The sequence below is a fragment of the Prevotella disiens genome (genome assembly GCF_900454955.1).
In the GTDB taxonomy this organism is placed as follows: domain Bacteria; phylum Bacteroidota; class Bacteroidia; order Bacteroidales; family Bacteroidaceae; genus Prevotella; species Prevotella disiens.
The window spans coordinates 302286-322456 of sequence record NZ_UGTL01000001.1; the positions used below are offsets into that span (position 1 = coordinate 302286).

19 protein-coding genes are annotated in these 20171 nt (G+C 40.5%); 6 read left to right on the forward strand and 13 right to left on the reverse strand.

Going from position 1 to position 20171, the window contains the following annotated elements; genetic code table 11:
* Nucleotides 1–5 precede the first annotated feature (5 nt).
* The 3 genes from DYI03_RS01240 to DYI03_RS01250 form a co-directional block, all read right to left on the reverse strand.
* Nucleotides 6–470: a DoxX family membrane protein gene (locus DYI03_RS01240; RefSeq protein ID WP_021669256.1), complete on the reverse strand. Its 465-nt coding sequence runs from the start codon at nucleotides 468–470 to the stop codon at nucleotides 6–8.
* A gap of 21 nt (nucleotides 471–491) precedes the next feature.
* Nucleotides 492–1742 carry a peptidase U32 family protein gene (locus tag DYI03_RS01245; protein WP_021669257.1) on the reverse strand — a complete coding sequence of 417 codons (1251 nt, stop codon included), beginning with the start codon at nucleotides 1740–1742 and terminating at the stop codon, nucleotides 492–494.
* A 312-nt stretch (nucleotides 1743–2054) separates the two neighbouring features.
* The gene (locus DYI03_RS01250) at nucleotides 2055–2921 is read right to left on the reverse strand and encodes a DMT family transporter (RefSeq protein ID WP_004356281.1); all 867 of its coding nucleotides are present in this window, start codon (nucleotides 2919–2921) and stop codon (nucleotides 2055–2057) included.
* A 376-nt stretch (nucleotides 2922–3297) separates the two neighbouring features.
* Between DYI03_RS01250 and thiD the strand changes: the two genes are divergently transcribed.
* The 6 genes from thiD (at nucleotide 3298) to DYI03_RS01280 (ending at nucleotide 9220) form a co-directional block, all read left to right on the forward strand.
* Entirely contained in the window at nucleotides 3298–4119 is an 822-nt protein-coding gene (thiD, locus tag DYI03_RS01255; protein WP_021669260.1) for a bifunctional hydroxymethylpyrimidine kinase/phosphomethylpyrimidine kinase, read from the forward strand.
* Nucleotides 4116–4730 carry a thiamine phosphate synthase gene (locus DYI03_RS01260; RefSeq protein WP_021669261.1) on the forward strand — a complete coding sequence of 205 codons (615 nt, stop codon included), beginning with the start codon at nucleotides 4116–4118 and terminating at the stop codon, nucleotides 4728–4730. Before thiD ends, DYI03_RS01260 begins: the two co-directional genes overlap by 4 nt.
* Nucleotides 4731–4736: 6 nt before the next feature.
* Entirely contained in the window at nucleotides 4737–6332 is a 1596-nt protein-coding gene (thiC, locus tag DYI03_RS01265) for a phosphomethylpyrimidine synthase ThiC (RefSeq protein ID WP_025064485.1), read from the forward strand.
* Nucleotides 6333–6345: 13 nt separating this feature from the next.
* Entirely contained in the window at nucleotides 6346–7116 is a 771-nt protein-coding gene (locus DYI03_RS01270; protein WP_021669263.1) for a sulfide-dependent adenosine diphosphate thiazole synthase, read from the forward strand.
* Between the two features lie 118 nt (nucleotides 7117–7234).
* On the forward strand, nucleotides 7235–7831 hold the full coding sequence (locus DYI03_RS01275) for a thiamine phosphate synthase (RefSeq protein WP_021669264.1): 597 nt from the start codon (nucleotides 7235–7237) through the stop codon (nucleotides 7829–7831).
* Between the two features lie 414 nt (nucleotides 7832–8245).
* Entirely contained in the window at nucleotides 8246–9220 is a 975-nt protein-coding gene (locus DYI03_RS01280; protein ID WP_021669266.1) for a patatin-like phospholipase family protein, read from the forward strand.
* Between the two features lie 79 nt (nucleotides 9221–9299).
* Here the strand turns inward: DYI03_RS01280 and murI are convergent, their stop codons facing one another.
* From murI to rbfA, 10 genes are all read right to left on the reverse strand, one after another.
* Entirely contained in the window at nucleotides 9300–10142 is an 843-nt protein-coding gene (murI, locus tag DYI03_RS01285) for a glutamate racemase (RefSeq protein ID WP_004356244.1), read from the reverse strand.
* A gap of 6 nt (nucleotides 10143–10148) precedes the next feature.
* The gene (locus tag DYI03_RS01290; protein ID WP_021669267.1) at nucleotides 10149–10658 is read right to left on the reverse strand and encodes an OmpH family outer membrane protein; all 510 of its coding nucleotides are present in this window, start codon (nucleotides 10656–10658) and stop codon (nucleotides 10149–10151) included.
* 180 nt (nucleotides 10659–10838) lie between these two features.
* A complete protein-coding gene (locus DYI03_RS01295; RefSeq protein WP_021669269.1) occupies nucleotides 10839–11342 on the reverse strand; it encodes an OmpH/Skp family outer membrane protein in 504 nt (167 codons plus the stop codon).
* A gap of 78 nt (nucleotides 11343–11420) precedes the next feature.
* Nucleotides 11421–11939, reverse strand: a complete 519-nt coding sequence (locus tag DYI03_RS01300) for an OmpH/Skp family outer membrane protein (protein WP_004356236.1) — start codon at nucleotides 11937–11939, stop codon at nucleotides 11421–11423.
* A 59-nt stretch (nucleotides 11940–11998) separates the two neighbouring features.
* The gene (locus tag DYI03_RS01305) at nucleotides 11999–14617 is read right to left on the reverse strand and encodes a BamA/OMP85 family outer membrane protein (RefSeq protein WP_021669270.1); all 2619 of its coding nucleotides are present in this window, start codon (nucleotides 14615–14617) and stop codon (nucleotides 11999–12001) included.
* A gap of 14 nt (nucleotides 14618–14631) precedes the next feature.
* Nucleotides 14632–15378 carry an isoprenyl transferase gene (locus tag DYI03_RS01310; protein ID WP_021669271.1) on the reverse strand — a complete coding sequence of 249 codons (747 nt, stop codon included), beginning with the start codon at nucleotides 15376–15378 and terminating at the stop codon, nucleotides 14632–14634.
* A 55-nt stretch (nucleotides 15379–15433) separates the two neighbouring features.
* Nucleotides 15434–16126 (reverse strand): type IX secretion system protein PorG, encoded by a 693-nt coding sequence (gene porG / locus DYI03_RS01315; RefSeq protein WP_021669272.1) that lies wholly within the window; start codon nucleotides 16124–16126, stop codon nucleotides 15434–15436.
* A 61-nt stretch (nucleotides 16127–16187) separates the two neighbouring features.
* The gene (locus DYI03_RS01320; RefSeq protein WP_021669273.1) at nucleotides 16188–17561 is read right to left on the reverse strand and encodes a DUF6242 domain-containing protein; all 1374 of its coding nucleotides are present in this window, start codon (nucleotides 17559–17561) and stop codon (nucleotides 16188–16190) included.
* A 556-nt stretch (nucleotides 17562–18117) separates the two neighbouring features.
* The gene (locus DYI03_RS01325; RefSeq protein WP_021669275.1) at nucleotides 18118–19347 is read right to left on the reverse strand and encodes an FtsX-like permease family protein; all 1230 of its coding nucleotides are present in this window, start codon (nucleotides 19345–19347) and stop codon (nucleotides 18118–18120) included.
* A complete protein-coding gene (gene rbfA / locus DYI03_RS01330; protein WP_004356241.1) occupies nucleotides 19347–19682 on the reverse strand; it encodes a 30S ribosome-binding factor RbfA in 336 nt (111 codons plus the stop codon). The genes DYI03_RS01325 and rbfA overlap by 1 nt, the downstream gene beginning before the upstream one ends.
* Nucleotides 19683–20171: the final 489 nt, after the last annotated feature.

Genomic DNA, 20171 nt, shown 5'->3' on the forward strand with positions numbered 1-20171 from the left:
TATTTTTAACCAATCATTTGAATACGACGACTGCCGCTGCGTTTATTCCCAAACAAATTGTCCATTTCCCAAAAGCCATTTCCACAAGCTAAGATGCCAAAAGCAGCTGCCGAAGCAGTGAAAGCAGAATAGTCTATTGCTGCTTTGATACCCAATGATGTTGCCATAGCGAGGGCAAAAGTGAGTATCATCAGTCCTGAAAGCGAAGCAGTCCAACGCAATTTAAGTCCGAGGAGCAAACAAATAGGAAGTAAAACTTCAAAAACGGTAGCTGTCCATGCCAAATATACAACATAATTAGCTGGAATATAAGGGATTAACGTTTGTGTATAGGCGATGAATTTATCCATATTGCCCCACATACAAAGTTCCTTTGCCCATAGCCCGAAGCGGTCGGCAACGGCTGAAAGCATAGATACAGCAACTGTCAATCGTAGAAACAGCTTTGCTATTTGTCGTAATTCAATCATGATTATATCGGTTTTATTCGTTTATTGTTCAATATTTGTTTTCACAAGCTTGTAAACTTTGTCGTTCGGGCGCACCTTATCGGGAACTGGGATAGATACGCGCCAACCCTTTTCGGCTTTGTCTACGGGGTTTAAATCGTAGCGTATTTCGCTGGCATCAAACTTCATGATACCTGTTGTAGGCCCCGTGATGAGCATAGATTGGTTCTTTTCCACTTCCGAAGCCTCAACTGCAATTTCAGCAACGCCAAGTTTTGAAAAATATTTCATCACTTTACCCACCAAAACTTTCTTTTCAGTAGCCTTGTTGCCATAGTTTTTTGTCCATTCGCCTAAGCGTTGTCCTTGATAATAGCCGTCCCAAAAGCCACGATTGAACACGGTTGAAAGGCGTTCGTCCCACTTGTCTTTCTTCTCTTCGGTGAAAGTGCCGTCCAAAACGCTCTGAATGGCTTCCTTATAACAAGTGATAACTTCATAAACATACTCTGGTCCACGCGCTCTACCTTCGATTTTAAACACCCGAACACCCGATTTCATCATTCTGTCTACGAAGCGAATGGTCTTTAAATCCTTCGGACTCATGATGTATTTATTATCGATTTCGAGCTGATTGCCTGTTTCGTTGTCGGTAACGGTGTAAGAACGACGACAAATTTGAGTGCATTGCCCACGATTAGCCGAGCGATTTGAATCGTGTAAACTCATGTAACATTTGCCCGAAATGGCCATGCAGAATGCACCGTGGCAGAACATTTCGATGCGCACCAATTCGCCACGAGGACCTCGAATGTCTTGTTCTTCAATCTGGCGATAGATTTCTGCCACCTGCTCCATGTTTAATTCGCGCGCCAAAACAGCCACATCGGCAAATTGAGCGTAGAATTTTAATGCCTCGATGTTGGATATATTGAGCTGCGTAGAAAGGTGAACTTCCAAGCCAACCTGACGACAATAAACCATAACAGCCACGTCGCTGACAATGGCAGCAGTAATATTGGCAGCCTTAGCCGCATCAATTATCTCGTGCATCGTGTTAATATCCTCGCCGTAAATCACCGTGTTCACAGTTAGATAGGTTTTAATACCACGTTCGTTGCAGGTTTCTGCTATTTCTTTTAAATCCTCTATCGTGAAATGGTTCGCCGAATGGGAACGCATATTAAGCTGCCCAATGCCAAAATAGATTGAGCCAGCACCCGCCTGAATAGCTGCTGCAAGACTTTCGCGCGAGCCAACAGGTGCCATTATTTCATATTCTTGAATATCCATACTTATCTTTTATGGGGCAAAGATACTATAAAATAATGAGAATTTTGCACGATAAGCCACAAAACGATGGTTCAACCGACTGCTACATTGGCAATTTTGAAATTCAAAACAAGCAATTTTCGACTTACAAAAATTGTCCTAAATTCCGCAAAGCGGATTGTTTCACGATAAGGAAACTTGTGTTTTTTAAATTTGTTGATTAACAAACGAATTAAAAGCGTCAGTTTCCCACTTTTCAAAAGAGCCTGTTTTGAAGTTCAAAAGAGCCTATTTTGAAGTTCAAAAGAGCCTATTTCGTTTTTCAAAGCGTTTCTATTTCTTTAAGATGATGAGCAGAACGGATGACAAAATCATCACAATACCAATGGCAAGGCGGAGGGTAAAGGCTTCGCCAAAGACGAAAGTACTGATGACGACTGCTGTAACAGGCTCTAAAGCACCAAGTATTGACGAGGTTGTACTACCAATGGAGCGAATGGAAATGTTTATGCAATAAAGCGAAAGTAGTGTTGGGAATAACGCTAATTGTAGGGCATAGAGCCATTCTTCGGTTTCGTCAAGCATGACAATCGGGTCGCCCACAAAAATCATATACCCCACAATGGAAATCCACGCAAATAAAGTTATCCAAAGCGTGTATTTGATAGGCGACATTTCTATCTTAAATTGGTTCACATAGACAATATAGAGCGCATAAAGCAATGATGAACCTAAGACCAACAATATGCCCATAGCACTCAAAGTTGTACCGCCATCGCCACGATAGAGTAGACCAATTCCAGAGACAGCAAGAAGAATGGACAGAGCCGTTGCCCATTTGATATGTTCGTGATAGAAAACTACCATTAAAACAGCTGTCATAATGGGGTAGGAGAAAAGAATGGTCGATGCCACACCTGCATTCATGTAATAGAAACTAAGGAATAATAGGACGGACGAGATACCCACAAACGAACCCAAAACCGAGAGCTTTATGGCGTGTCCACGTTTTATTTTAAAGGTTTCGCCCGAAAAAGCCACCCATATAGCAAACATGAAGGTAGCCAAACCGTAACGATAAAACAGCACATTACCCGAAGTTATGCCATGAGCATAAAGCGGTAAAGCCCCCAAAGGGTTCGTTCCATAAAACACTGCTGCCAATATGCCAGCTATAAAACCTTTAACTTTTGCGTTCATTTTCTTTCGTTCATCATTCCCGACAAGCGGTTTGTTGAATATTGTTGCAAAGGTACAAGTTTTTTATGGTATTGTTGGCACGATGACCTGAATTATTAAAACGACAAGAGAAAAGTATAACTTAACGCCTTTTAACTTATTCTATCATCTAAAATCTTTTTAAAATAGTACCTTTGCATGCAGATAAACTTTCGGATTAACCGAAAAAGGGGTGCCACCTTATTTGGGTGAGCTGAGATTATACCCGTATAACCTGATGCAGATAATGCTGCCGTAGGAAGTGCGAATATAGAATTTGCGTTTATCTATCCGTTTTTGGTGTATTCCCCCTTGTTGTTCGGTCGTTCGAAAGTAATGTTTGTTACTTTAAGGACGCATGATGCACTATGTAAAAACTTTGACCATTGCAGGTTCCGATAGTGGCGGTGGAGCTGGAATACAGGCTGATATTAAAACAATGTCGGCTTTAGGCTGCTACGCTTCATCGGTGATAACGGCAGTTACCGCACAAAACACAAAGCAGGTTTTCGATATTCAAAACATTAATCCTTCGGTTGTTGAGGCTCAACTACGAGCTGTATTGACCGATTTGCGCCCCAATGCTATTAAAATAGGTATGGTGGGGAGTGCTGAAAATATGGAAAGCATTGCCAAAACCTTATCCGAAGTAAGCGATATTCCGCTGATTATAGACCCTGTTATGGTTTCTACTTCGGGCAATAAGCTCATGGACGATAGTGCGGTTCATACTTTTTGCCAGCAACTTTTACCCCTTGCTACCTTGCTAACGCCCAACATTCCAGAAGCAGAGGTGTTGGCTGGAATGCCAATCACATCGGTTTCAGACATTGATGAAGCAGCAATGCGAATTTTAAAACGCGGTTGCAACGCCCTATTAATAAAAGGTGGGCATGTGGAAGGAAGCATGAAAACCGACCGATTGTATTTCTCTAACGGCAGTGAACCTATGGTTTTCAAAGCTGAAAGCATTGAAACACGCAACACACACGGCACAGGCTGCACACTTTCGTCGGCGATTACGGCTCTCTTAGCCCGTGGCTTACAATTGGAAGATGCGGTTGCAATGGCAAAAAACTATGTTTCAAACGCTTTAAAAGAAGGTGCTGATGTAGAAATTGGCAGTGGACACGGAGCAGTAAACCATTTTTATAATCCTGAAAAACTAATCAAGCAATGACAAACATACAATTCATTACGCACGAAAACAAAAGATTTGGCTACATAGAAGGCACAGAATTGGCACTCCGTGGAGGGTGTAAATGGGTGCAGTTGCGCATGAAAAATGCTACCGATGAGCAGTTTTTAAGCGTGGGTCGCCAAGTTGCTGCGCTCTGTCGCAACTATCACGCAACGTTTTTGTTGGACGACCGTGTGCATTTGGTTCACGAACTCGGTGCTGATGGGGTACATTTGGGTAAAAACGACATGCCTGTCGATGAAGCAAGAACCCTACTTGGACATGAGAAAATCATTGGTGGCACTGCCAATACCTTTGCTGATATTCAGCGATTGGCAACTCAAGGGGCTAATTACATTGGGTGTGGACCTTTCAGATACACCACTACAAAGCAAAATCTTGCTCCCGTGCTTGGTTTAAAAGGCTATGAAACTTTATTAAACCAAATGAAAGACGCCCAAATACAAATCCCACTCATCGCCATAGGGGGCATTTTGCACGATGATATATCCGATTTGTTGGGTATAGGAGTAAGCGGAATTGCAATAAGTGGGGCTGTTTTGAATGCTGAAAACCCTAAAGAAGAAATGGAAAAACTAATTAAAATATAAATGATTATGAAGAACGACATCAAAATTTCCTATCCAGATTCGGAGAAAATTTACATGAAAGGTGTGAAATATCCGAACCTTCGTGTAGGAATGCGCCGTATCAACTTAACACCAACCATTACAACCGAAAACAGAAAGCGCACAGAATGTCCCAACGAACCTGTTATTGTTTACGACACAAGTGGCCCTTATAGCGACCCAAATGTGGAAATCGACTTGGAAAAAGGATTGCCAAAATTGCGCCAACCATGGATTGAAAATCGCAAAGGCACACAGATGTATTACGCAAAAAAGGGCATCGTAACCGAAGAAATGGAATATGTAGCCATTCGTGAGAATATGAATTGCGAGGCATTGGGCATTAAAACACACATTACACCAGAGTTTGTGCGCAGCGAAGTTGCCGCAGGACGTGCCGTAATACCTGCTAATATCAACCACCCAGAGAGCGAACCTATGATTATAGGAACGAACTTTTGCGTGAAAATAAATACCAATATTGGTAACTCACACGAAAATTCAAGCATTGAAGAGGAGGTAGAAAAAGCGGTATGGAGCTGCAAATGGGGTGGCGATACCTTGATGGATTTATCGACAGGTAGCAACATTCACGAAACAAGAGAGTGGATTTTACGCAACTGCCCAGTACCCGTTGGCACTGTTCCAATGTATCAAGCCTTCGAAAAGGTAAACGGCAAGGCAGAAGACCTTACTTGGGAAATATTTAGAGACACGCTTTTAGAACAATGCGAGCAGGGTGTCGATTATTTTACCATACATTGCGGAATCCGTTTGAAGAACGTTCATCTTGCCAATGGTCGCCTTACGGGTATGGTAAGCCGTGGTGGTAGCATCATTTCTAAGTGGTGTCAAGTACACAACGAGGAAAGTTTCCTTTACAGCCACTTCGATGATATTTGCGATATTTGTGCCAAATACGATGTAGCCATATCACTTGGCGACGGTTTGCGCCCTGGTTCAACCTACGATGCCAACGATGCTGCACAATTTGCCGAGCTCGATACGATGGGAGAACTCGTAGAACGTGCATGGGAAAAGAATGTTCAAGCCTTTATCGAAGGACCTGGACACGTACCAATGCACAAGATTCGTGAGAATATGGACAGACAAATAGAGAAGTGCCACGGCGCTCCTTTCTATACTTTAGGCCCTCTCGTAACCGATATTGCACCTGCTTACGACCATATTACAAGTGCCATTGGAGCAGCAATGATTAGTTGGTACGGCACAGCCATGATTTGTTATGTAACACCGAAAGAACATCTTGCACTTCCAAACAAGGACGATGTGCGTGAAGGAGTAATTACTTACAAGATTGCTGCCCACGCTGCCGACTTGGCAAAGGGACACCCTGGTGCTGCCATAAGAGACAACGCTTTGAGCAAAGCACGCTATGAGTTTCGTTGGAAAGACCAGTTTAACCTTGCGCTCGACCCAGAAAAAGCATTAGAATATTGGAAAACATCGAACAAAGTGGGTGGAAAATATTGCACCATGTGTGGTCCTAACTTCTGTGCGATGCGCATAAGTCAAACCTTAGAGGATTGCGATTGCAACGAAGAAGAAAAGAAAAATAACTAAAATCAACAATATTATGATAGAAAAACAAGTATCAAAAGGAATTATTAGCACCTATTTTGCTAAAATGGAAAAGTGTCTCGAACTCGATGTTGCCATTGTTGGCGGCGGTCCTTCGGGCATTGCAGCAGCCTATTACATGGCAAAAGCAGGATTGAATGTAGCAATTTTCGACCGCAAACTATCGCCAGGCGGTGGCATGTGGGGTGGTGCTATGATGTTCAATCAATTGGTTATACAAGAAGAAGCATTGAGCATTATCAAGGATTTCGACATCAATTACGAGCTATACGAAGACGGTTTGTATACTGCCGACTCGGTAGAAAGTACGTCAGCTTTGCTCTATAAGGCGACCCATGCAGGTGCAACCATTTTCAATTGCTACTCTGTGGAAGACGTAGTGTTTAAGAATAACGTAGTAAGTGGTGTGGTTGTGAACTGGACTCCTGTACTTCGCGAGGGTTTACACGTTGACCCATTGAATATTATGGCAAAGTTTGTCATAGACGGAACAGGTCATGACAGCGAAATGTGCCAGGTTGTTGCACGCAAAAACGGCATCAAACTCAATACGGCAACGGGTGATGTGATTGGTGAACGCTCGCTCGATGTAGCTGAAGGCGAACGCCAAGTGGTAGAAGGAACAAAGGAAATATACCCAGGACTTTATGTTTGCGGTATGGCTTCATCAGCTGTTGGCGGCACACCACGCATGGGACCAATCTTTGGCGGTATGCTTCTTTCGGGTAAAAAGGTAGCTGAGGCTATCATCAACCGGTTGAAATAAAATATAATTTAGGTGGAAATTGCTGCAAAAAGCAGTAGTTTCCACTTTTTTTTATTCTTTTTCACGCTCACGATAGTCCCTTTTTGTTGATAATAAACTTATTATGAAAGTAAGATAGATGCGTTTTATTGTTATAACCGAACCCAATTTCATTCCCAACGAAGCAACGATAATAGCGAAATTGCTCCGCTTGGGTGTTGATTTGGTGCATATTCGGAAACCTGAAGCCGCTGCCGAAGCTGTGGAAAACCTTATCAAAGCCATTCCTGTGGAGTATCATACACGTTTGGTGCTGCACGATAATTTCGAACTTTCGGCTCGCTTTTTGCTCTACGGCTTGCATCTTAATCGGCGCAATAGCGTGCTACCCAAAGGTTTTAAAGGTTCTGTTTCTCGCTCGTGCCACACGTTTGAGGAAGTGAAAACCTACAAATCCTTGTGCGATTACGTCTTTCTCAGTCCTATTTTCGATAGCATTTCCAAACAAGGATACGCCTCATCGTTCACGCCGCAAATCCTTTTGAACGCCCAAAAGCAAGGCATTATTGACGAGAAAGTCGTTGCTTTAGGGGGAATAACAGCCGAAAATATCGTTCCAATTCAGCGTTATGGCTTTGGCGGAGTAGCCTTGTTAGGCGATGTTTGGAACCGAATCAATGATGCAAACTTTGACGATTACATCAAGAAGATAGCAACGGCAGCTGCGAAACCATAACTTTCGAGATAGTTTCCATCTCGGAATAAAGGTCGCAATTCATCTTTTGAAATTGCAAAAATTGTTCTAAATTCCATAAAACGAATTGTTTCACGATAAAGAAATTTGTATTTTTTGTAATTCATTGATTATCAAACGAATAAAAAATATCAGTTTCCTGCTTTTCAAAAGAGCCTATTTTGCAATGCAAAAGAGCCTATTTTGAGGTGCAATAGTGGCTGTTTTGAACTGAAAAAGCGTAGGTTTTTGAGAAAAAACAGACGATAGCGTGAAACATTAGCAAAGATTGTTCTATTTTTCTAAACTTGGTTTTTAATTCAAACAAGCAGAAAACGAGTTGCGAAAGTAGGATAAATAAGTTTTTAAAAAGCAATTTATGAGGGGTATGTTATTGAAAAACAGTATATTTGCAGCATGAAGCGATTGTTTTTCACATACATTCTATTCTTCGCTGTGGTGCTTTCGACCATGGCGCAACGCCCTAAAATAGGATTGGTTTTAGGCGGTGGCGGGGCAAAAGGGGCTACTGAAGTGGGTGTTTTGCACGAAATTGAGCATGCAGGAATACCAATTGACTACATTGCAGGCACGAGTATCGGCAGCATTGTGGGCGGTTTGTATAGTGTTGGTTATCGGGCAGACGATTTAGACACCTTGTTTCGTTCACAAGATTGGCTGGCTTTGTTGACCGATAGGGATAAGACGCTATCGAAACGCATTATAAAAGAAGAAGATGGCATAACTTATTTATTCGGATTTCCTATCAGAAAACGAAAAAATGAAGGTAAAAAGACACACGGATTGGGTGTTTTGCATGGCGATAAAGTATATAATTTTTTGGATTCGTTGGTGGCAAATGCACCTTTATACAAGCAGAAAAACAGAACCATAACACCCATTCCGTTTCGCTGTGTGGCGTTCGATATGAAGCAACAAGCACAAGTTTTGCTTTCAGGCGATAGTCTTGCGCGAAACATGCGTGCCAGTATGGCTATCCCTGGGGCATTCAAACCTGTGGTTTCAGACTCGCTTGTGCTGTTCGATGGTGGCATGATAAACAACCTTCCTGTTGATGTGGTAAGAGAAATGGGGGCAGATATTGTCATTGCAGTGGACTTAACACAAACGAAACACGATGATTTTAGTGCGCCATTGAGTTTTTTGAAAGGCTTAGGCGGCATTGTAAAATGGTTGGTTGAACGCCCCGATATTGTTAAATACAACGAGAATAGAAAGCAAGCCGACATCTATATCAACCCCAATTTAAATGATTATGGGGTAACAAGTTTCAGTTCGGAAGCCATTGCTGATATGATAAAAATTGGTAGACAGGCTGGACAAGCGCATTATAGCGACTTTATGCAACTGAAAAATAAGTGCAAAAAATAACACGAAGTCGGTAGCTTACCATTTTTTGCTGCCAACTCCGTGCCGTTTTTAGTTTTTCAACGCTACGATATTCTTGTATTTACTCTAATTTTAGGCGGTGAACTTCCATATTTTCTTGTAGGAAAATGCGAGCTGTTTCCTTGAATTTGTCAGCATTTTCGGTTGTAAAATAGCGCACAGAGCCTTGCTTTGTACAAAGATTGTCCATATCCTTGTGGCGAGAAAGATAGTCTTTCAAACTGCTTGCCACATATTCGCCTTGCGAAATGATGCGGATTCCCTCGGGAACATATTGCTTAATTTTGGGCAAAAGGATAGGATAATGCGTGCAACCGAGAATTAATGTATCGATTTTTGGGTCGGTTTGCAAGAGATGGTCAATACGCTTTTTCACAAAATAATCAGCCCCCTCACCTTCGGCCTCGTTGTTTTCAACAATGGGAACCCATAGCGGACAAGCCTCACCCGTAACTTCAACATTGCCCCATAGCTTCTTAATTTCCATGTTATAGCTTTCGCTCTTTATCGTTCCAGGAGTTGCCAAAATACCAATGTGCTTGCTTTCAGTGAGTTTCCCCACGATTTCAGCTGTTGGTCGTATGACTCCTAAAACACGGCGGCGTGGGTCTATGTTGGGTAAATCGTTTTTCTGAATGGTACGCAGAGCCTTTGCGGAAGCGGTATTGCACCCTAAGATAACCAATTGACAACCCATGCTGAACAATTTTTTGACGGCTTGCAGTGTGAATTGATAAACAATATCGAACGAACGCGAACCATAGGGCGCACGAGCATTGTCGCCAAGGTAAATGTAATCGTATTGTGGCAGCTGCTCGCGTATGCCTTTCAGAATGGTAAGACCACCATATCCAGAATCGAAAACCCCTATCGGACCTGCTGATTGTGATAGCGTAAAATCCATAAATAATTACTTTATAACCGTTTTTAACGCCTCCGTAATGTCTTCGCCCACCATGTTATTGACGTAAGGTAGCGCATTATTATCGGCATTGAGAATGAAAGCGTAACCTCTTTCATGTCCCATTTCGGCAAGAACTCGCTTCAAACGAGCGTGTGCAGGGGCAAAAGCATCTTTCTCGGCTTGCAGTAATAGACGGTCAGACTCCTTCTTAAAAGCGATATTCTTATCCATCATCTCTTGCAATTCGGCTTGACGCTTCTTCAAAATAGAGGGCGCAAAGTTGCGTTGACCTTCTAAAAATTCTTCATATTTGGCATGAAAATCGTTTTCAGAACGCTTGGTTTCTGCATCGAATTTGGCACGAAGGTTAGCCATATTACGCATTGCCACACCATATTCGGGCATCATTTTCAACACTTCGGTGTAGTTGAAATAAGCAAATTTAATAGGTGTTTGCGCACTAACCCATAGCGGTAGGGCGGCAAAAAGCAGAAATAGAAAATATTTTTTCATCATAAATTATCTTTTTTTTCGCTGTTATTATCAACAAAAAAGGTTACCGCAACAAGATTATTCTTGCGGTAACCTCACCCTTTTCCATTTCCTTTAGAAGGGCATGGAGTAGATAACGGGGCAAAGACACCCGCTTTATTTGACGATATGGAAAGCCTTTAAGGCTCGCCACAACTTGTTTTTTTATTTCATCTTAGCAAGTTGAGCCTTCACTTCAGCAGTAATATCCTTGCTGATAGCTTCGTTTACATAGAGAGGCTGACCTGCTGCCTTTTCCATAATGTAAACATAATTGCCTGATTTAGCTACTGCTTCGATAGCTTTGCGTACCTTGTCAAGAACAGGACCGAGCTTTTGTTGTTGTAATTCATTAAAAGCCTTTTGGTTATCTTGTGCAGTTTGTTGAACCTTGGTGTACATGTCCTGAAGCATTTTCTCTGTTTCAGCTTGCTTTGTAGCATTCATTGTACTCTTTGTCTTTTCGTATTCTTCAGCTTTGCGTTGCAATTCTGTTTGCATATCGGTAAGTTGCTTTTCATATTCCTTGCCTTTTCCTTCGAGTTCCTTTTGAACAGTCATGGCTTCTGGCAATGATTGCAAGAGTGCTTGTGAGTCAAGATGACCAAATTTCTGTGCGAACATTGTCATTGGAGCACAGAGCATCAACATTAAAATTAGCTTTTTCATTTTACTTCTTATTTTTTATTGTTTATAATTACGATTTTGGAGTTCTAAATATGGGCTTTCGCCGATGAAAAGAATGGGTTATTGATTGCCATAACCTAACTTTTGCAACACTTCATTGCTAATATCAATCTTTGGCGAACCATAGATAATACCTGCGGTTGCACTAGAACGGTCGACAACAAGGCTGTAACCACGTTGGTCGGCAATGTCTTTTACCGCATTGTATATTTCGTCTTGGATAGGCGAAATAAGGCTTGTGCGCTTCTTAAACAACTCGCCTTCCGGACCAAAGTATTTGCGTTTCAAGTCAGCAGCCTGCTTTTCTTTTGCCATAATGGCTTCTTGCTTCTTCTTTTTTTGGTCTTGAGAAAGGAAAACGACTTCGTTCTGATAATTTTTATACATGGTAGCAGCCTCTGTATTGAGGGCTTCTACCTCGGCTTGCCACTTCTTACTTACTTGATTTAACTGCTCGTTGGCACGCTCATAGGCAGGTACATTGCTTAAAATATACTCCATATCGAGCAAAGCGAACTTTTGCGCATGGGCAGCCATTGCAAAGACTGCTACCAAGCATAATGTTATTAATTTTTTCATATCAATTCTCTCTATGTTTATTTATTGAGGTACAAACTAAAACTTTTGTTTTGAATCGATTAGAACTCTTGTCCGAGTACAAAGTGGAATTGGCTTCCACCCTTTTTACCATAGACTGTGTCAAAGCCGTAAGCCCAGTCGATACCCATCATACCTACCATTGGGAGGAAGATACGGACACCCACACCAGCTGAACGCTTCATGTCGAATGGATTAAACTTCTTGGTATCTGCCCACGCATTACCTGCTTCAACGAATCCAAGACCATAGATGGTTGTATTACCTAAAAGGAATGGATAACGGAGTTCGAGAGAAAAACGGTCGTAGGCATACGCTTCACCACTACGAGGAGTGAGCTGACCATTTTCGTAACCACGCAAGCCAATGGTTTCTTGAGCATATCCTGTTGAGTAACCACTCATACCATCACCACCCATATAGAAAGTTTCGAACGGACTCTTCTTGTATTTATTGAAACTACCGAGCAATCCAAATTCTACGCGAGTCATCAAAACCAAACATTTTTGACCTTGTGTGAGGGCAGTAAAGGTGCGTGCCTTAAACTTCCACTTGTGGTATTCTACCCAACGGAACTTCTCTTGCTGCTCGTCTTGATAGGTTGAAGAATATCTATCGGTAGCCAAATTCTTGTAATCCTTCTTGTCAAACTTTGACCAAGGTGGCGTTATGGTCAATGATGCACTAAATTCTGAACCAAAACGAGGGAAGAGTTGGTTATCGGTTGAGGTACGATTGATTGACACACTAAGGTTCAAGTTGTTGGCAGTACCATTGGTCATGATGAAGTAACGCCAGTTTTTCAACATGTAACGTTGGTAAGAAAGCTGAACAGAGAGTTGGAAATAGTCATCTGGCCAACTTAAACGCTTACCCCAACCCACGTATGCACCAATCAATCGGATATACTTGTCAGGGTCAAGATAATTCTCGTAATTGTTGTAATTATAATTTCCAGCACCGTACATGTAATTGTAATAATTGTTCATGTAGTTTTGGTTGTAATAGCTGCTATTAACATCGGTATGCTTAGAGTAGTTCAAACCCATTGTAAACTGCACTGGACGCTTTCCACCAAACCAGTTTGTTCCGTATTGAAGGTTATAAGATTGGTAATATTTACCATTGGTTTGTGCGCTTAATGCCATCGTTTCGCCATCACCAATAGGCATAAATCCACGATGTTCTTTGTTCTTTCTGAATAGGTTTGCCATAGAAAAATTGTTGAGTTTCAACCCGACTTTTCCAATAACACCTGCTTGTCCCCAACCCAAAGAAAGCTCGACTTGGTCGTTAGACTTTTGCTTTAAATTCCAATCAATATCCACTGTACCGTCCTCGTAGTTTGGTTTTGGCACTGGAGAAACCGACTCTGGATCGAAGTGTCCCATAGATGCTAAGTCGCGAGCGGTACGTGTTAAAGCTGCTTTTGAGAATAAATCGCCTGGCTTTGTACGTAATTCACGGCGTACAACATTTTCGTAAATGCGGTCGTTACCATTGATTCGAACACGTTTCACACGGGCTTGCTGACCTTCATAAATACGCATTTCAAGGTCGATAGAGTCGCCAACGATGTTTACTTCGGTAGGTTGCAGATTGTAGAACAAATATCCGTGATCCCAATATTGGTTACCTACTGACGATTCGTCTTCAATTAAGCGTTTGTTCATGAACTTTTGGTTATAAACATCACCTTTTTTCATGTCCAACAAGCTATTCAAATATTCGGTAGGATAAACTGTATTACCAACCCAATTGATATTGCGGATATAATATTTTTTGCCTTCATCGACCTTCACATATACGTTTACATGCTTTGGGTCTACATTCCAAACGCTATCTTTGACAATGGTTGCATCACGATAACCATGCTCGTAATACTTTTCAATAAGGTTCTTTTTGTCCTCTTCCCAACGTTCTGGAGTAAATTTCTTTGACTTAAAAATATTTCCAAGTTTACCTGCTTCACTGGTTTTCTTGAATGCTCCTTTGGAAAAAAGTGAACCTTTTATTTGTTTGTCGCTCAATCCTTTATTAGCTTCTATAATAATATTGCGGACTTTTTTCTTTTCTTTCTTATCAACTTCTATATCAAGAATAACTTGATTTTTGGCTGTTACATCGTCGCGTTGGCGTATAAACACCTCTGCGTCTTTGTAACCTTTTTCTTCAAAATATTTCTTTGCAAGCAATTTAGCACGGTCTATCATGTTCGGAGTAATCTGTCCTCCCTTCATAATTCCTAACTTATTGTCCATATCCTCGCGCTCGGCTTTCTTCAATCCAACGTAGTTGATGGTAGAAATGCGTGGACGTGCTTGCAAATAAATGTGCAAATAAGCTTTATCAGCAACAAGAGAATCGACCGAAATGGATACATCTGAGAACAATCCATGCTTCCAATAACGCTTCACTGCATTAGAGATTGCTTGTCCAGGAATATCTATATCTTGTCCAATTGATAATCCGGAAATGCTTGTAAGCACATAGTCTTCATAGCCTTCCACCCCTGAGACAGCTAAACCTGCTAACTTATAAGTGGTAGGATTGCCTGCATACGAAATGGTAGGCTTTACTATTTTTTGCTGTGCTTTAATGTTTAAGCTGAAGCAAAATATAACCGCTAAGAGTATTAAGACTTTCTTTGTATTACTCATTTATATTGCTTTTCTTATTTTTGTTCTTGTTCTGTTTCTATTTGTTTTTCTGTTTTTCCAAATCGGCGTTGCCTTCCTTGATAATCGACAATAGCTTTATATAGGTCTTTTTCGTCGAAATCAGGCCAATAGGTATCACAGAAATAAAGTTCGGAGTAAGCTAATTGCCACAAAAGATAATTGGAAATGCGATATTCACCGCCCGTTCTTATCAATAAATCAGGGTCAGCCATAAAGTTGGTACACAGATATTTACTAATTGTATCTTCTGTGATTTCTTCCAATTTTATTTCTCCTTTCCCCACCTTTTGTGCTATTTGCTTTGTTGCTTCTGTAATTTCCCAACGTGCAGAATAGCTCAATGCTATTGTCATGGTCATGGCATCGTTCTTCGCCGTATGCTCCATCGTTTCTTGAAGTCGCTGTTGCACTTCAACAGGAAGGCGTTTTATATCTCCGATTACTTGGAAACGAACATTATTTTTCATAAAGATTTCGTCTTCAAGCGAGGTGAAAACGAGTCCCATTAATGCCGTTACTTCATCGGTAGGCCGATTCCAATTTTCGGTGGAGAATGTGTATAACGTGAGGTTTTTTACCCCTAATCTTGTACACTCTGCTGTTATTTTACGCACTGTTTCAACGCCTGCTTGGTGTCCAAACGAGCGTGGTTTATTGCGTTCCATAGCCCAACGACCATTGCCGTCCATAATGATTGCAATGTGTTCGGGTATGCGAGTTATATCTAATTCTTCTGCCATTGTTTTGGGAAGATTATAATTTGTCAATTTTTATATTACTATTTTGGCGAAAAACCTACTCATCGTCGTTATGACAAGTGCGGCATTTTGCCATGAAACTATAGGTAAACGTGAATTGCAAAGTGGAATAACAATCTGTATTCTTGAATAATCCACTACTTTTTATATCGTATGGGTCTTTTTGCCCATCTAATTCGTCAGACAAACAAAAGTGCATTGCCCATTCAACGCCCACATTCATTCGCTCACCCATTTTGTATTTCACACCCAAACCGATTGGGAGATTAGCTGAGAAAGCCGATTTCTTGTCGCCATTCTTTATGCTTACATAAGTTGCGCCTATTCCTCCAAAGATGAAAGGCACTAATCTTTGTGCGCCTCTGTATTCTCTTCCTGTACCATAAGGCCAAAAATTATATTCGTAGGTTATGCCAACGTCCACCAATGTATTGTTAAATTCGTAGGGAGTTTTTGCAAATTTAGGATAATAAGTTTTTACATCACTTGATTTTCCTTTGACTTTTCCATACGAAGCATTGAACTTTAAGCCCATATAAGGGTTGAACGCATAACGCATAATTGCCGACCCCATAGGCTGTAAGTCTTTGGTTAGCGACCCATTAAAGTCGCCCAAATAACCCATAACGCCTGCACCCGCACCTAATTCCATTCTATATTCTTCGCCATCTTGCGCCATAATAGGTGCAGACATTACGAAAAACATCATGTAAAAAAGGATACGTTTCATTTTTTCTGTTTTATTGCTCCTACAAATTTTTTGTTTCTCAGTTCTATTGCAGTGCTTTTATTTAATTGCCGTACGAAGTCTGGTTTTGTGTCCAACTCATACTATTGAGTTTTCCCTTCCAAACTTGTCCACCACTAATTATCCAAACATATTGTTGTCCGTCAACTGTGGCAGCAAATGTAGCTGCTGGCGTTCCTGTTGGATAAGTATAAGGCAAATTTCTCTTCCAAATAATACCGCCATCGTTACTTTCCATCATCTGTGCAAACTTCCCATTAGCGAGTCCGAGTCCCAAAATTTGGTTGTTGTAATTCACAATTGTAAGGTGGTTATAGTTTGGAAGTGAGAACGTTGAACTTGCTCCCGAGTTATTAAACGACCATTTGTAAACATCGTTTGGTCGCTCTGAATCAGAAAGTTTTGCCCATGTGGTTGCAAACGAAGCGTTTGCTGCTGTCCCAACGAGCAACACTCTGTCGATACCAGGATTGGTTGTCATTGGCAAAGTTATGGAATTGATGTTCGAAACAGGCAATTTTGTTGCATCATCGTCCAATTCTTCGCTTGTCCATGTTTGACCGTTGTCTTTCGAATTCATAAGGGTATTGTTAGTAGAGAGAGCGAAAAGTTCTATTCTACTTGCTGCCACCAATTGTTTTAGCGCAGCTGTACCCATTGTTTGCCATGCTTGTCCGTCAGTAGAACGCTTTATTTGTCCATTGTCTAAAATAAAGATTTCGTTCTTTCTGAGTGCGATATTCTTGTAAGCATCAACAGAAAACGCTTGAGAAAGCTTTGTCCAATTGTTGCCGTCATTTTCTTTTGTATAATAACCAATCGTTTGTGTACCCTTCTTTCCGAATACATAAATGTTACCATTGAAACTGAAAGCCTTCGTATCTTCCAATGTTGCCAACTCAGCACTGGTGTTTAAAGCCTTCCATGCAAAATGATTTCCCACTTGTTTGTGTACATTTACCGTTATGGTATAGGCACGATGAAATTGATGATTTTCCGAATATACATAAACTGTACGTGGCTTTGAAAAATCAATAGAATCGTCCTTAACAACTTCCTTTTCAGTTGCATCTTCCAATGCCTTAATCGTTATCATTTCATGGCGTTTGGTTACAAGCTTGACCAACATTGCATTCACCTTTGTTCCGCAAGGCAATGAGTCGGGATTGTAAATTGTTCCGTTCAATTGGTCTATATAAAATTTATGATTTTTAGCCTTGTAGCTTACCCAAATGGTGGTGTCTTTGCCTGCGCTATTGACAGTATCGCGTGCCACTTTCACCTTGTCAATTGTAAAGCTAACAATAGCTGTACCGTTATAAGCGTCTTTGTTGTCAAGTTCCTCGTTCTTCATGCAACCAGTAAGCGCGAGTGTTGCAGCCATAAATGCTACAAGGGAATATATCTTATTTCTCATTGAGTGTAATTATACAATTTGTCTGCAAATTTAAATAGAATTCTTTAGATATTCTCCGTTTTTGATACTTAATTATGTAAAATATGGAAAATCCGTCTAATTTTAAGTTTGTTTAGTAAAGTAAGTTCCAAAATAAAATTAATACTCGCTTGTTTTTTAGTCTTTTTGACTTCATACGATGTTCTTATTCTTTTCCGTTGCTCATGCCAACGCTTTATTTTTTCAGAACAAAATAAAACGAATTGCCGATGTTACAGAAAAATAGAACAATCCATATACGTCCACACGCCACACCCAATCTTTTGCATGTCAAAACAGGCTCTTTTAAGCCGAAAAACCTATTGTTTTGAGGTGCGAAACAATAGGTTTTGAAAACCAAAATAATAGCTTGTTCGTAACACTTTGGTATTCAATGTTTTATAAAAGTGTAAAAAGAAAGCGAAAAAACAATTTATAAACACACGAATTTAGAACAATTATCAATTGAAAACTGTTCTAATGTAGCGATAAAAGAAACGTTTTTTGCGTATAAAAATACTTTCACGCTTAACCTATCTTATTGTGTTAAGCGTTTACTCATGTAGCGTACTGGATACCAAACCGATAGCCAACCCACGATGATTACAGTTGCAAAAATGCCGATTATATCCCAAAAATGAACGCTAATAGGATAGGCATTGACAACAAAATTGCCTGCTTGGTCGCCCAATTTTACGAGTCCGTAAGTTTGTTGAAGCCAACACAAGAGTAATCCCAATCCTATTCCGATTATAGCTCCCGCAACTGATATCATTCTACCCTCGAAAAGGAAAATTTGATTGATTTGTTTTTCGGTTGCTCCAAGGTTTCTCAGCGTGATAACATCTTGCTTTTTATCAATTATCAGCATGGAAAGCGAACCGATAATATTAAAGCAAGCCACCATCAAAATAAAGGTTAGGAAACCATAAGCAAAGAGTTTCTCAATGCGCATGATATTGAATGTGTCGGCTTGTTGCTCGTATCTATCTTTTACAACAAAGTCTTTTCCCGCAAGTTGCTCTATACCAGCCTTTGCCTTCCCTATATCTTCGCCTGCTTTTAGCCTTAATTCTAACGATGTAATCTCACCTTGTCGGTTAAAAATTCGGCGTGCAAAACCTATGGAAGTAACGATAAAATTATTATCATATTTACTTTGTTTTACTTGGAAAACGACTCCTGGCGACACCAAAGAGTCGGCTACAAAAGCGTTGGTAGGGTTCGATGCGTCGTATTGTCCTTTGCGTTGTGGAGCATAGATGCGCAAGAAGTCGTCCCAATGGACTGACGTATTGAGTTGCTGGGCTACACCAATGCCCAACACTCCGTATTCCAAATTGGCTACTTGCAGGCGGAAATCGCCATCTCCAAAGAGGGTTTCACGAATATTGGTAAGCGAGTCGAAGTTATTTTCTACCCCTTTTATAGTTACCATAACTTGTTTTCCGTGATAAGTAGCCAACGCTTGGTCGGTTACACACTCGGTAGATACTGCCACAAAAGGTAGTTTTTTTATTTTTGCCAACGTAGGATTGTCAGCAGCAATGGCTTTTCCTTTCGCAGCCTCAACCTTGATTTGTGGGTCAAAATTGGTGAAAAACGAAGCTACTAAGTCGGAGAATCCATTGAATCCGCTTAATACAACGACAAGCGCCATAGTGGCTACGGCAACGCCAATCACTGAAATCAAACTGATAACATTGATTGCGTGCGTACTCTTTTTAGAGAACAAATAGCGGCGAGCGATGTAAAACGGAAAGTTCATTACTTCTTCAACAACTCGTCGATGCGCTCAATATAGTCGAGCGAATCGTCAATAAAAAATCGTAATTCTGGAATAATGCGCAATTGATTGTGTACGCGTTGTCCCAATTCAAAGCGGATAGACTTCTCGTTTTTATTGATATTTTCTAATAATTCCTCACTTTTTTCCGATGGAAATATACTTAAATAAGCGGTACAGATGCCCAAATCGGGGCTAACTTTGGCTCGTGTAACACTTACCAACACTCCGTGCATGGCACGAGTTTGACTTTGAAAAATGCTTGCCAACTCCTTTTGAAGCAAGCGCGCTATGCGGTTTTGTCTTGTTTCTTGCATTATTTCTTTCTTAATTCATTGCAAATATACGGCAATTCTGGCACATATCAAAATAAGGATTATAAAAGTTTGCAGGTTATTCAAAATAGCCACATTTATAATGATTACAGTTTGAAATCGATGAACAAGCCCCTGGAAGAAAAAATGTCTGTAATACCGATGGATAAGGGGAGGGTAGAGCTTTCATTTTTTTATTGGACAGCAATAATTTTGAATAAAAAACTCTAATAATAGTGCGCTTTCTTTGAAATATTATGAAGAAGAGATAGTAATCGTTTCTTATATACTTTTATTTTTTTAAAATGTATATATTGTAAATAAATAAGCGATACTTGTAATAAAAATACACTTTAAAGTAATAATTCTGTGTATTTTTTTTAAATAATAAAAATATTAATTATATTTGCCATAACAGAATTGAAAAAAATAATTTAAAAGCATATAAAGCCGCAACGATAGGAGCCAGTTGCCAAACCTAAACAAAGTAGC

Bases quoted from the DNA above. Each gene is read 5' to 3' on its own strand.
- DYI03_RS01240 (WP_021669256.1), bottom strand. From the start codon at position 470: ATGATTGAATTACGACAAATAGCAAAGCTGTTTCTACGATTGACAGTT.
- DYI03_RS01245 (WP_021669257.1), bottom strand. From the start codon at position 1,742: ATGGATATTCAAGAATATGAAATAATGGCACCTGTTGGCTCGCGCGAA.
- DYI03_RS01250 (WP_004356281.1), bottom strand. From the start codon at position 2,921: ATGAACGCAAAAGTTAAAGGTTTTATAGCTGGCATATTGGCAGCAGTG.
- thiD (WP_021669260.1), top strand. From the start codon at position 3,298: ATGATGCACTATGTAAAAACTTTGACCATTGCAGGTTCCGATAGTGGC.
- DYI03_RS01260 (WP_021669261.1), top strand. From the start codon at position 4,116: ATGACAAACATACAATTCATTACGCACGAAAACAAAAGATTTGGCTAC.
- thiC (WP_025064485.1), top strand. From the start codon at position 4,737: ATGAAGAACGACATCAAAATTTCCTATCCAGATTCGGAGAAAATTTAC.
- DYI03_RS01270 (WP_021669263.1), top strand. From the start codon at position 6,346: ATGATAGAAAAACAAGTATCAAAAGGAATTATTAGCACCTATTTTGCT.
- DYI03_RS01275 (WP_021669264.1), top strand. From the start codon at position 7,235: ATGCGTTTTATTGTTATAACCGAACCCAATTTCATTCCCAACGAAGCA.
- DYI03_RS01280 (WP_021669266.1), top strand. From the start codon at position 8,246: ATGAAGCGATTGTTTTTCACATACATTCTATTCTTCGCTGTGGTGCTT.
- murI (WP_004356244.1), bottom strand. From the start codon at position 10,142: ATGGATTTTACGCTATCACAATCAGCAGGTCCGATAGGGGTTTTCGAT.
- DYI03_RS01290 (WP_021669267.1), bottom strand. From the start codon at position 10,658: ATGATGAAAAAATATTTTCTATTTCTGCTTTTTGCCGCCCTACCGCTA.
- DYI03_RS01295 (WP_021669269.1), bottom strand. From the start codon at position 11,342: ATGAAAAAGCTAATTTTAATGTTGATGCTCTGTGCTCCAATGACAATG.
- DYI03_RS01300 (WP_004356236.1), bottom strand. From the start codon at position 11,939: ATGAAAAAATTAATAACATTATGCTTGGTAGCAGTCTTTGCAATGGCT.
- DYI03_RS01305 (WP_021669270.1), bottom strand. From the start codon at position 14,617: ATGAGTAATACAAAGAAAGTCTTAATACTCTTAGCGGTTATATTTTGC.
- DYI03_RS01310 (WP_021669271.1), bottom strand. From the start codon at position 15,378: ATGGCAGAAGAATTAGATATAACTCGCATACCCGAACACATTGCAATC.
- porG (WP_021669272.1), bottom strand. From the start codon at position 16,126: ATGAAACGTATCCTTTTTTACATGATGTTTTTCGTAATGTCTGCACCT.
- DYI03_RS01320 (WP_021669273.1), bottom strand. From the start codon at position 17,561: ATGAGAAATAAGATATATTCCCTTGTAGCATTTATGGCTGCAACACTC.
- DYI03_RS01325 (WP_021669275.1), bottom strand. From the start codon at position 19,347: ATGAACTTTCCGTTTTACATCGCTCGCCGCTATTTGTTCTCTAAAAAG.
- rbfA (WP_004356241.1), bottom strand. From the start codon at position 19,682: ATGCAAGAAACAAGACAAAACCGCATAGCGCGCTTGCTTCAAAAGGAG.